The organism is Acinetobacter sp. Li1LvA2 (genome assembly GCF_056156705.1).
Genome location: NZ_JBSICF010000013.1, coordinates 40,105 through 52,054, shown reverse-complemented (window position 1 = coordinate 52,054; position 11,950 = coordinate 40,105). Strand labels below are relative to the sequence as shown.

Here is an 11,950-nt window from a genome sequence, read left to right as displayed (position 1 = left end):
ACAGAGAACAGAGAACAGAGAACAGAGAACAGAGAACAGAGAACAGAGAACAGAGAACAAGCTTATATAAACAAGTTCAAAAATTGGAGTATGTATGAATTAAAATTTCGAACTAGAAAACAAAAAAATTTCTTCTATCGGTAAGATATGAAGAAATTTTTTAATCTTTGGGATATTTTTAAAGCTTTAATGCTTTTAAATATGGTCGGAGCAGTAGGATTCGAACCTACGACCCCCTGGTCCCAAACCAGGTGCACTACCAGGCTGTGCTATGCTCCGAAATTGGGGTGAATGACGGGATTCGAACCCACCACAATTAGGCACATAGTTATATATAAATCAGATATTTATACTGAAATAAAACTTTAAAAATACTAAATATGGGAATTTAAGGTCTTTTATACACGTTAGTGGCCAAGCTTTGATTGTTATTTATGGCCACTTTTTGAAACGCGCTGAATCAATGGCTTAACCTTTGTTGGCAGCTCTATACGTTTTGAAGTAATAGAGTAATAAATAAAAAAAGTGCCTATAGTAATAGGCACTTATAAAAGGTTTTGAATGTAAGGTTTCGAGTAAGGCTAGAGTAAATAGAATTACATCGTGATGTAGTTGTTTAGCTTGGTAATGTAGTCTGGCAGATCCTCAGCAATAAGTTTGCCGTAATGCTTGTAAATCATAGATGTATCGCTATGGCCAAGCTGCTCGGCTATCCATTCTGGTGGAACTTGGCCAGACGTTAGAAGTTGGCTGGCAAAAGTATGTCTACCTTGGTTAATTCCACGCTTCCGAACCTTTGCTTTATTTAAATGCTTATTCCAACGATAACGTAATTCATGGTACTCAAAGTGATTCGACCGTTCATGATTAATCCAAACAAAACGAACTTTTTCGACTCTCCTGGTCTTATTATCCCGTTGCAGTACTTCAATTGTTTTTGATCGAGCATTACCTGTAATTTGATATTGTTTTTTGAGAGCCGTAATTGCCGGTTCAAGAAGTTTGATTTTCCGCTTTCTGCGTCGATTCTTGGTTACCCGATAAATTCCCCGGACATAAGATCTCGAAATTTGGATAGTACCCTTCTCTAAATCAATATCTTCCCAAGCGATCGGGATCTGCTCTGACATTGAGAGTCCAGTCCAGAATAGACAAGGCAATAGGTTCTGAATATCGAGATCCGTTTCAGTGTTTAAGATCATTGCAATTTCGACTTTGCTAAACGGATCTGGCTCTGGCGTATCAACTTGGTGAATTACAATGTTTTCAAAAGGGTTGTAAGGCATTTGTCTTTCATCGCGCCAAATCGCATGGATCTGCGAAAAACGAGTAATAATTTCCCGTACGGTCTTATTGTTTAGACTATCTTTTAGCTGCTCAATCCACTTTTTAAGCATGTTCGTATTTATATCTTTTGGGTTAATTTGGCCCCATTTTGGAATGATATGATTGTAAACATGGCCCTTATAAGAATCATAAGTACTCGGTGCAACCTCTTTAATTGTTTGGCTCAAATAAAGCTGGGCATAGTATGTAACCTGATTCTTTTGTAAGTGTTTTGAGTTTGGAAAATGTTTGGCCAAGCTGAATTGCTCCAGCTGTATTTCTAATTTTATTAAATTGGCCAGTTTCTCTGCTCTATCCTGATTCTCTGGAGTAAATGCCCAGTCTAATGTTTCTTTAATGACTTGTTCGGTTGCGATCGGACGCATCCAAATTCTCATCGATTTTCCACGGATTTCAAGTCCTGCAGACATATGTAGACCTACATTTAAGTATCTTAATAATTAGGAATATTTTAGAGGAATGCACGTCCATTCAGAGGCGCATAAGAGGAGCTTAAAAGGTGCTTTCATATAATTAGAAATTTTAAAACAATATTTAATCAAAATATTTTTATTTAAAAGCTCTCTTTCCACTATAATTTTATAGTACAAGCTGTTTTAAAATCTCTTTTCACTTATAAATAACTTATTACATATATTGAGAAAATAGTATGCAATTCATAAAAGATTCTTTTACAGATAAAGTTAGAAGAGGAAAAATTAAATCACCATTACGTCAAGATTTCTCATTAGAAAAATGGAAATCGGCATCTAAAATCACTGACTTTGATAAGCAATTAGAAACTGCAGGCTTACTATTCCATCTACAATTTTCAGCTATACGCCAAGCCCTTAATGATATAAAAAAAGCTAACCTTCCTTTAAATAATGTAGATTTTCTACATTTCTTTATTGGAATAGCAAATCGAAACTCAGTAGTCCTAAAAAAACAAATGGAACAATATATTCCTAAGGAATCTAATACATTTCTTGATTTAGAATTACATGAAACAATATTAGAAAATAATCCATTAGGTATAGAACTTACAATTAATGAGGCTGTTATTGGATCAATAGATGGAATTTACTACAACATAACTACTCATCTATCCGAATCTAAAAAAATAATTAATTTAGAAATATCAAATGAGGAAATTTTCGAAAATTTACAGTTAGAAAATGCTTACTCTCAACTTTATGACATCTATGAAAAATATTGGAATTCTATACTTTATGAGCAAATGACTTTATCTATTATAGATAACAATATAGAACTTAGATCAAATGATCTACTTATGATTCCATATTTAATTTCGGACACAAGGAGGTCTCAAAAGGAACTACATGGAATTCTAGTTGCTCAACCTATAATTCGAGAAATCCTTAATAAAAGAAATTATGTTGAATATAAAAATAATAATTTTTTTATAAGTAATTTTAATGAATTACGTCCGCGAAAGAAGGTCATTCTTGAAAACTGTCAGTTTACATTTACAGAGAAAACAATTTCATTTCTACCAAAAGAAATACCAAATAAAAATTTTGATATAAATGATGTAATTGAAATATTTTTACAACTATGTTCTATAAGTTTAGATATCTTAGATAATTGTCCTAATGATACTGAAATTCCTTTTGGTTCATATCAAAAATTAAAATTATTTAGTCCTGCGATTAATACTAAAAATTTAATCAAAAGTATAAGTTTAGTAACTTCAAAAAAGGAAGATACTATTAGAGAAATAATCGAATTTTTAACTTTTCCAAATTCTGAAATTAAATTCAAAAATAGAAGTGATCTATGGCGAAATCCTATTATAAAAATTAATGAAAATGAAATTATATTTATTTTAGAACCATTATTACATCCTGTGGGAACACGATGCTTTGAAGGATGGATGGCAAATGCTGGTGTTGAGCTAAAGGAAAAGGGAACGCCATTTGAAGAATTTATAAAACAAAAATTAAATTCTGCTCTAAAGAAGAATTCTTACGTTAATAATTTTAAAATTATAGAACATGGTAATATTTCAATTGATAGAGAATCAGAGGAAATTGATCTTCTAGTTATTATAGATAATTTAATTATTATTGGAGAGGCAAAATGTATCCTTTCAACTGACAGTGCCATTTCTTATTGGAATGCTTTAAATACGATTAAGAGAGGAAGCGAACAAATTATTAGAAAAAACAACTTTATTAGAAAGAATTTAGAAAAATTTATTAAACAAGTAGGCTTAAATTACAATTCCAATATTCAATATATAATTCAACCTATAGTTATTACGAGTAATAGTATTGGAGTAGGTTATAGTTTTTTCGATGTTCCAATTGTTGACACTACTATTCTTGTTAATTATTTTAATAGTCCTATATGCCCTCTAATTTCAACAAGCCAGCAAAAGCATTTAGTATATTTAAAATTATATGAAAATCTTGAGACTCTTATTTATAATTTCCAAAAATTTATTAAAAATCCTCCTCCTATCCAAAGTTATAAAATTTATGGAAACACTACTCATGAAATTCCAATTATTAGTCCTTATGACAACTTCAAAACAACTTGGAGATTTAAAAGATTGGCAATTACTGAGGTAAGTAATAAGAAAATTTTAGATCATGATTTTGGCTTCCCTATGATAATTAACAATAAAGGTTAAGAACAATATTGTTCTTAACCTAAAAATTAAATTAATCAGATTTTTGTTGTAACGGTTTTTCGAAGATCCAACACCGTTTTGTTGAACTGGTAATTTTGCTTTGTATGGCTTTATTGGCTTCAATGAAGCGGTAATGAAGGCTATGGCGCAGTGTATTTTGAAGCTCATTTACTTCAGGTAATGCGTATCGATAATCCGCTGCGACTTTGTATAAATGGGCAAAATTGATAGCCATAATGTCTGACCTAGCAGCATGGTTTACGACCGTATCGTGGTTTTCCATTTTTCTAATTGAATCTTCCATTTCTTCGATCGTATTCCAGAAATTCTGGACAATAACTGGATCTGACTTGAGTATCTGGTCACGGCTCTGAGCCATCTTGATAAATTCTTCAGTAACCTGTTTTTGTACTTGTGCTGGCACTTCAATTACATGTCGGCACATGGCATCAAATAGCGACATTAATTGAGCATGGTTATGAACAATACGAGAGCTTTGAATACTGTATTTTTCTTCATGGAGCATTGCGTCATATTTTTCATAGCCAATATTGAAGGCTTCTAAAATGTCTTTTTCTTTGCTCAAGCATTGTAAAATAAACTGGCTAACATTCTCAGGCTCATATTTTGATAAGTTACGTGATGCATAAAGGCTTGCTTTGCTTAGCTGATCTTTAAAGAATTTAACGTGAACAATACGACCCATGATTGCTTCAGATGCTAGAACTTCAGCATTTTGGCTAATAATTAGCGTACCCATGAATAATGGTTCGTATGTAGTATTACCCCCAGATTTCACACCCATTGCACCTAATGACCCACCGTCATACATGGTTTTGCACATATCCCAGTTGAATTGCTTAGATGAATTTTCACCTTGGCGATCTGACTCAATGAATACGACTGGAAGGTTAGATACTTGACGTAAAGTACGTATTAGACCTGCTTTGGATGTTTTAGTAGGATCTAGACCTTCATAGTTCACACGGCCAAACAATTTCCATAAAAACTGGATTAACGTTGATTTACCAGTACCCGGTTCACCAACAAGTTCCAAAAATGGAAATGACTTATGTGTTTTGCGGATCTGCTGTGCGTATAGGCCACCAAAAAAAGCTGTTAAACCAATTAAGCCTTTAACTCCATAGGCTTCGATCAGATCTTTAACCCAAGTTTGTTGATACTCTTCTTGGTTATTGTTTATTTCCAATGCAAATGGCGCATTACATTTAAGGTTTGTATGGCGTGGAAGCTCAAAATAATCTTCTTTATTGATCACATATTGCTTACCAGCTTGATACGCTAAATCGCCTAACACATAGGTTTTTTGCTCTAAGTGATAACCAACATAATCGATTAACTGAACACGTTTAATATCCTTGAGCTCACGTTTTAGAAATGTGAGCAGTTGCTTACTATTCCCTTCATAAAAAACACCTGGTGCAACATGTAGAAGACGTTTGCCAAACTCTGGAGCTGAAGAAATGTGGGAAGGACTAAATGTGTTTTTAATCGTCTTCGCTCCACGTGGGAAATCTATCTGAAAGTAATAATCTGCTTCATCAATTTCCTTTTGATATTGGTAGTAAAGGCCGTGTGGTCGACATTCCATCATGATTTCTACATCTGAAGAATGTTTAATGGCTGCATCACGTCGCTCTTCGATAGCTTTGTCTTTTTCTTCTTGTGCCCAATCTTCATTATCATTGGGATCAAAATTGATGCCCTTCATATAGTCATCGTATTTATCCATATTCAACTTGAACCAATAAACGCAGTTATTGAAATCGAAAGGAAATGACTTAGTACCGAACCGCTTGTAGATAAGTATGCCTTTATCCACAGGTTTATCGGCGATCAATAAAGAACCGTAATATTTATATGTTTCTATGTCTGAAAACTTGAGACGATCTTGTTTATAAAGGTCATTCCAGTCTGTTTTTTTACGCCCACCAGGAGGAAGTGCAGCTTCAGATTCAAAGCCAAGTTCTTCAGCTAAAGCTATATTTTTTCTTATACCTTCATGGCCAGCATTATCGTTATCGTATGCCCACACAAGCTTTGGTAAAGAAAGCTCTTGTTCGGCACATTTCATTGCAATGTGATTAAGTAATATTTTAGGGAAATTGCCAGCAGATAATGCTGAAAAACTGGTAATACCTGATAACCAAAGAGCGATCGTGTCGAAGATCCCTTCAGTGATCCAGATTTCTTTAGACTCAATATAATTTGTGTTTGGAGTCATCCAAGCATGGCCAGCTGAAGACCAATCTTCTTTAAAAGTAGTTTTAGGCAATACCCCTTGTTCATCTAGAACGCGCTGCCACCACCCTGTGTTCTCTTTGTCATCGGTAATTGGGAATCTTAACGTAACAGAAGTGGTTTTCTTTGGTTTATAACGTGTGATGCTTTCTTGTGTGTATAGCCCTTTAAGTTTCTCTAAAGGAAAACCACGACCTTCAACAAGGTAAGCATTTACAGTTTTATTTGGATCTTCAGGAGTTGGTTCAAATCGTTTTTCCCATTTTTCAAATAACTCAGGGAATAAATCACGAATGTGGTTTTCTTTACCACATTCGTTTTTACGTGGGCAGAAAACTACCCACGGTTCCTCAGGATATACCCAAGCTGATGCTTCCTTATGATTACAGTCAGGGCATCTACCACGCAATTTATTGTTGCCTTTTACTTTGAAGCCGTAGACATCTTGCAACTTCTCTACTACTAAAGCTTTGGTTTCTGGAAACATCATTTTCAATAAACTGCCTTAAAATAAATGCCGATTTTTCTTTCTAAGTTCCTGCCCTGCTAATTTTCCAAGTAGTTCTTGGATCCTTTGTCTGGCAAGGTACTCAATGGTTTCATGACCTAAAGACTTTTGTACTTCCTGTACAATTTCCTTCTCTTTATCCGAAAGAGCTATTTCCTGTGTTGGCATCAATTCAGCTCCTTGAAAGGTGATCTGATGCGCCTTTGTTTAAGTAGTTCTCTAAGCTAAAGTTATCTTGAATGTCTTCTGCGATTAGCAAAGCTAAAGCTTGTTTCATAACAAGCTGACGCATGATCACACCCGGATTGACACCTGTAAGCCGTGAGACAACTTTAAATAGATCAGACTCATCATCAGTTAGGTTGACGTTGTAACGGTTATCCCGTTTTTGGTTCATTCGACTCATGGGTTTGGGTCCTCGTTGGTTGATGTTTGCTTTTTACCTTGGTAATAGATTCGTGCGATGACGCTGGAACGGCTTGTATCCGTTTCATCTACCTCTTTATCGATTTCTGTTACTTCTTCTTTTGGTAAATAAACGATGCATGCAACGCGACCACCGCTGATCTTTTTAGATCGGGAACGATTAGAAGGTGAAGTTTCTGTACTCATACAGTATCCTACGGTTATAGTGATGTGCTACGAATCACTATAGCATAAATATTTAGTCTTTCAATAAGTATAGGTGAAATATATGTCCAAAAATTTGGCTGTAGAGATTACACAAAGGTTCACAGAAGAACTGGAACGCAAGAGTTTGAAAGCAAAACCGCTTTCTAGAAGCATTGATGCGCATGAAAATACGTTAGGTAACTATGTTCGGAACAAAGTTCCTGATCAGTGGGTTTACCTTGCAAAACTACAAAAACAAGGCATTGATATTCGTTATGTGCTGTTAGGAATTGATCCTGACTTTAGCGGCCTTACGAGTGAAGAAAGTTTGTTATTAAAAGCGTATAGACAGCTCAGCACCGAAGCTCAGGAAGCTTTACTGCGTTTAAGTTCCGTATATGCAAAAGAAGTCGAAAATAAGTAATTCAAATGTAGAAGAAGTAAGAAATGGCAAGAATCAAAGTAAAACAGTTATTTACCTTTTTATGCGCGGATTTAAAACAATTAATAAGGTTCAATGTTGTACCAGTTGATAAAGGTTTCTCACACATTGACTTTTCAGCTAATAAAAAGAGTGAATTAAATGAATATTTCATTAAATACACGACTGACGCAGGGAATTATGAAATTAAGGATGTAGTTGAATTAATGGAGTATGTTCTGATTTTTTGTCATGAATTAGCGCATTGTTTAAATAACCATAGTGTATATAGACCAGAAGAAAACACAGAATATTCAGCTATGGAGGCTCATGCTGATTTTCTTGCAGGACGAATGGCTACTGCTTTTTATACACATGGCTATAATTTACAAAGAATTATTGAAACTGTTTATAAATACAATAAGAAAGACCAGAGAGATAAAACTGTTTATTGTAAATTAATGGCTAAAGCTATTAGCAAACTTTACTTTGATTTTTACAAAGGCAATGAAGACCCTAGATACCCTCATCCAACAGAAAGAACAGGGCTAAATATTGCAGGTATTAGTTCATTTTTCTACCGTTCTCCTCAATTTCAAACAGTACGAGGTGAATATATAATGATCAATTTAGTTATAACTATGAATTTAGATCCTGAAATTCATACAGATATGAGAGAAGCGAGTATCTTAGGTGAAGCTAATTCGAAATTTATGGAACATGTTCTTGATGTCCATCTTAAAATTCAAGGTGACACTTCCCAAATAAATGATATTCAATCTCCACTAATGCAGCATATTTTTGGTACACAATACATTAAGAATGAAAGAATTCGTCGTATGCATAAAGAACATATGAAGAATGAAGTTCTTAATTTTGTAAAAGAAAAAGGGTTAACAGACTTAATTAATGAGGAAGTCTTTGACGAGTTTGAATTAAGAAAACATAATAATTAGGCAATAGAAAAATAAAATAAAGCCCATAATATAATGGGCTTTAGATTCGTTATTAGACCTTATAAAAATGCAAAGCCTAATGAATTATTAACTATGTTTTTGACTGCGTCTAATGCATCATTAATTGCTTGTTCTACCATTAACAAAGTCATTCCTTTCAATGCTAGCATTACAGCTCTGGCTGTATTTTTTTGCATTTCTAACAGAATACTTGCTTCACCAGCAGAAATTTGCCCAGTTTTTAGCAAAAATTCAATATTTACAATTGTTGTTGCTAACTTATCGAATTCTCCTGTTGCGTAGTCTTTAATAGTGGGCCAGTGCTGTTTAAAAGACTTTTGAGCAGAATTTACCATTATTTGGAATATTTCTTCAAATTGAATACTCATGATATTACCCCTAATATTTATGAAGTTTTATCTTCTTTATCACCACGTTTTTTCGCTAACTCAAGTTTCATGATTGCACCTAAATGAGAACTAAAACTTGTCTGTATGGGTTTGATATAGATTTTTTTTAGTTCTTTATCACCGCGATTTTTTAAGTTAACGGGTGCTCCATATGCAGTATTACAATCCATTGATAGATCAACCCCTTCTTTTTTAACAATTTGCTTTTGAGCATCTGTTAAAGCAGGTTGATTATCGAAACATTGTTTATGCAACAAAACTAAATATGCAAAGTTTTCTTTAAGTAATTGAACTTGTTGTTGAGTTAACTCATTCTTGTAAATGATTGCTGCTCTAGATTCTAAAGCGTTTATATCTGCTAACACGCCTTCATAAAACTTCTGATTTTCTTTAAAAGTAGTTGGTGCTCCTTGAAGGTTTTTCATGGATATAAAATATGTATCCATTTTCTTTTGAAGTTCCTGTGTTTGGGTATCAACGTTTTCGTCGTAATTTGATACTAATTGTATTGAGGTACAACCAGTAAAAATTAAACCAATTGATATAAACAAACCTATGAATTTTGAATCGTTTTTCTTAAGCATTTTTATTTCCCTCAAGTTTTATACATTATGTAATTTATACTTATTTTTTATATGCTTAGCTCCTTTATCAGGATTTAATAAAACTATATTCTTTTTATTTATTTACAGCAATACATATTATTTTAATTGATATTAACTAGATAATAAAAAGCCCACTTTATACAGTGGGCCTTTATCTATTCCTCTAATTTCTGTTGAACAATATTCAACTTGTCTTCTAGATCCATAAGTTTATAAATCAGATCATTTTGTTTATAGATCACATCTCTATTCTCATTTCCCACTTCGAGTGATTTTCTCCATACTCGAATTGAACTCAAAACCATATCTAAACAAAGTTCTGCATCTTTATCTAAAAGTTCCATATTTACCCCATTAGCAATTTGATTTAATTGAAATTGCCAAACCCGTACCTCTGTGTTGTTCCAGATCGGGCTGATTAGGGTATGTTCTCCATTAAACTTAGGATAAATAAGATCTTTTAGCGACGAATTTAATAAACCTATATCGATATTTTTGAATGAATGGTCAGTTTTTGACAGTTCTTCGATCAAATCATTAATTTGATCTGGGCAAATTGATAAAAAGCCCTTGTCTGTTTGGTGATTAAAAAGGATTTGACTGCTAGTCACACTATCTATGAGCAAGAATAATTGTTCACAGAGTAAACGGCTTTTTTCATTTGTTGCCTGAACCCGTGGTGCAATGGGCACATAGGGAATAATATTTTCATTGATTTGCATGAGATTACTTCCCTAAAAAAAGAAAAGAGAATGTAAACGCGACCATACAAATAAATGCAGAACCTTCATAAAGATTTCTGAGGAATTTAGAACGTTTGATTTGCTTTTGGCGTTTTAAAAACGCTTCTAAATCAAGGATAGGCGTGTGTTCGATGATTTGAATAGATTTTTTCATGATGAATACTCTTGGTAAGTTCTTTGCAAACCTACCGCCATCACTTCTCACGGTGATGGTGGCAGACCGAACAGGGGTGAGAATACCGTACCAAGAGAAACGGCCAGCTAAAAGCTGCCCTGCCCGATCTACCATAGTGATTCTATCAGATCAGACATTTTAGGCAAAAAAAAGCCGCTTTAGAGCGGATGTTTTCTGCTCTCTTGGATGTTTTCAGGTTCTCACGCCTGTACACAGATTTTGCTGTGCTTTTTCATATTGCCGATAGTGAATCGTTATGTCAAGATACCAATTTGCTATTTTTAAATAATTCCTAGGTTATTAGCCACTTATGCAAGATAAACAAAATAAAGAGTCCGTAGAACTTAAAAACCCCCAAGTGCTGCAGGTAACCAAATATTACTTTATAAAAGACTTTAATGTTTTTAAAAATAATCTACCTTTATTTATTATTCTTCCTTCAATATTAGGGGGAATATGGCAAGTTCTAGAATTATCATTTATTGACCCTTCATACATTAGATTTTTTTCAATCAATCAAATTATTCCAGATGGATTATTAATATTATTCCTATCATTTTATTTATTCAGCATCCATAATATTATAAATAGTTTACCAATACCTAAATTTAATAAAGAGGATTTCGAAGACACCTCATTGATAGAATTTATAATTTTTAATTCAATACCAGCAATTGCAATTATTTGGGGTTACATAAAAATTTACTCTACTGAATATCATTCATTTTTTACAATTTTATTAAATTTATTTCTATTAGTCCTAATTGCTTTTTTTATCATTGGAATATTTATTCAAATTGATTTAAGCATGATCAAGAAAAACACACGACTCAAAAAAATAATTTTTAATTTTAACTTTAGAAAGACAATATTTATACTATTAATTATTATTTTTTCACTTCCAGTCTTCAAAATGTTAAAAACAGCTAGAGAATTAGTAAGTATCCCCAACAATCTAAACAATTTTAATAAGGCAACTACTAAATTTATAGAAAATAATAAGCTAAAAACTCCCCCTAAATTACTATATTTCAATAAGGATTATTTATTCTATGAAATAAAAACAGGAAACAAAAAAATGATTGAAATATATGAAACCAAAAATCTCTTTTCCGACGATTCTAAAGATTCAAAAGATAAGTAAGTTTAATGCTCCACTTATCGAAATTCTTAGAAGTCCTTCAAATTGACTTAGACATGATACGAACTTAGCGTTATATTCTTGTAAAATAGTGAATCACTATGTCAAGATGCACAAAAACATATTTCGGGG

At 33.2% G+C, this 11,950-nt stretch carries 13 protein-coding genes and 1 tRNA gene; 4 read left to right on the top strand and 10 right to left on the bottom strand.

What is annotated here, in order from left to right; all coding sequences use genetic code 11:
- Positions 1-202: 202 nt before the first annotated feature.
- Both ACS604_RS18275 and ACS604_RS18270 read right to left on the bottom strand, forming a co-directional pair.
- Positions 203-279: transfer RNA gene (locus ACS604_RS18275), tRNA-Pro, on the bottom strand.
- 317 nt (positions 280-596) lie between these two features.
- Positions 597-1,757 carry a tyrosine-type recombinase/integrase gene (locus ACS604_RS18270; protein ID WP_474772514.1) on the bottom strand — a complete coding sequence of 387 codons (1,161 nt, stop codon included), beginning with the start codon at positions 1,755-1,757 and terminating at the stop codon, positions 597-599.
- A 239-nt stretch (positions 1,758-1,996) separates the two neighbouring features.
- Here ACS604_RS18270 and ACS604_RS18265 point away from each other — a divergent pair, with 239 nt between their 5' ends.
- On the top strand, positions 1,997-3,985 hold the full coding sequence (locus tag ACS604_RS18265; RefSeq protein ID WP_474772512.1) for a hypothetical protein: 1,989 nt from the start codon (positions 1,997-1,999) through the stop codon (positions 3,983-3,985).
- Positions 3,986-4,016: 31 nt separating this feature from the next.
- Here ACS604_RS18265 and ACS604_RS18260 read toward each other — a convergent pair whose 3' ends face one another.
- From ACS604_RS18260 to ACS604_RS18245, 4 genes are read right to left on the bottom strand one after another with little or no spacing between them, the layout of a single operon-like run.
- A complete protein-coding gene (locus ACS604_RS18260) occupies positions 4,017-6,737 on the bottom strand; it encodes a toprim domain-containing protein (RefSeq protein WP_474772510.1) in 2,721 nt (906 codons plus the stop codon).
- Between the two features lie 15 nt (positions 6,738-6,752).
- Positions 6,753-6,923, bottom strand: coding sequence for a hypothetical protein (locus ACS604_RS18255; RefSeq protein ID WP_474772509.1), 171 nt, complete (start codon positions 6,921-6,923; stop codon positions 6,753-6,755).
- A gap of 4 nt (positions 6,924-6,927) precedes the next feature.
- The gene (locus ACS604_RS18250) at positions 6,928-7,161 is read right to left on the bottom strand and encodes a hypothetical protein (RefSeq protein WP_057073299.1); all 234 of its coding nucleotides are present in this window, start codon (positions 7,159-7,161) and stop codon (positions 6,928-6,930) included.
- A complete protein-coding gene (locus tag ACS604_RS18245) occupies positions 7,158-7,367 on the bottom strand; it encodes a hypothetical protein (protein WP_057073300.1) in 210 nt (69 codons plus the stop codon). The genes ACS604_RS18250 and ACS604_RS18245 overlap by 4 nt, the downstream gene beginning before the upstream one ends.
- A gap of 82 nt (positions 7,368-7,449) precedes the next feature.
- Here ACS604_RS18245 and ACS604_RS18240 point away from each other — a divergent pair, with 82 nt between their 5' ends.
- A complete protein-coding gene (locus tag ACS604_RS18240; RefSeq protein ID WP_474772507.1) occupies positions 7,450-7,791 on the top strand; it encodes a hypothetical protein in 342 nt (113 codons plus the stop codon).
- Between the two features lie 23 nt (positions 7,792-7,814).
- Positions 7,815-8,744, top strand: a complete 930-nt coding sequence (locus ACS604_RS18235) for a hypothetical protein (protein WP_474772506.1) — start codon at positions 7,815-7,817, stop codon at positions 8,742-8,744.
- Positions 8,745-8,803: 59 nt separating this feature from the next.
- On the opposite strand, the gene ACS604_RS18230 is transcribed toward ACS604_RS18235, so the two are convergent.
- The 4 genes from ACS604_RS18230 to ACS604_RS18215 all read right to left on the bottom strand — a co-directional run bounded on the left by ACS604_RS18230 (position 8,804) and on the right by ACS604_RS18215 (position 10,791).
- Positions 8,804-9,133 carry a hypothetical protein gene (locus ACS604_RS18230; RefSeq protein WP_474772505.1) on the bottom strand — a complete coding sequence of 110 codons (330 nt, stop codon included), beginning with the start codon at positions 9,131-9,133 and terminating at the stop codon, positions 8,804-8,806.
- A 17-nt stretch (positions 9,134-9,150) separates the two neighbouring features.
- On the bottom strand, positions 9,151-9,738 hold the full coding sequence (locus ACS604_RS18225; RefSeq protein WP_474772503.1) for a hypothetical protein: 588 nt from the start codon (positions 9,736-9,738) through the stop codon (positions 9,151-9,153).
- A 176-nt stretch (positions 9,739-9,914) separates the two neighbouring features.
- The gene (locus ACS604_RS18220) at positions 9,915-10,481 is read right to left on the bottom strand and encodes a hypothetical protein (RefSeq protein WP_474772502.1); all 567 of its coding nucleotides are present in this window, start codon (positions 10,479-10,481) and stop codon (positions 9,915-9,917) included.
- 4 nt (positions 10,482-10,485) lie between these two features.
- Positions 10,486-10,791, bottom strand: a complete 306-nt coding sequence (locus tag ACS604_RS18215) for a hypothetical protein (RefSeq protein ID WP_474772500.1) — start codon at positions 10,789-10,791, stop codon at positions 10,486-10,488.
- A 196-nt stretch (positions 10,792-10,987) separates the two neighbouring features.
- Here ACS604_RS18215 and ACS604_RS18210 point away from each other — a divergent pair, with 196 nt between their 5' ends.
- Positions 10,988-11,821 carry a hypothetical protein gene (locus ACS604_RS18210; RefSeq protein ID WP_474772499.1) on the top strand — a complete coding sequence of 278 codons (834 nt, stop codon included), beginning with the start codon at positions 10,988-10,990 and terminating at the stop codon, positions 11,819-11,821.
- The last annotated feature ends 129 nt before the right edge of the window (positions 11,822-11,950 follow it).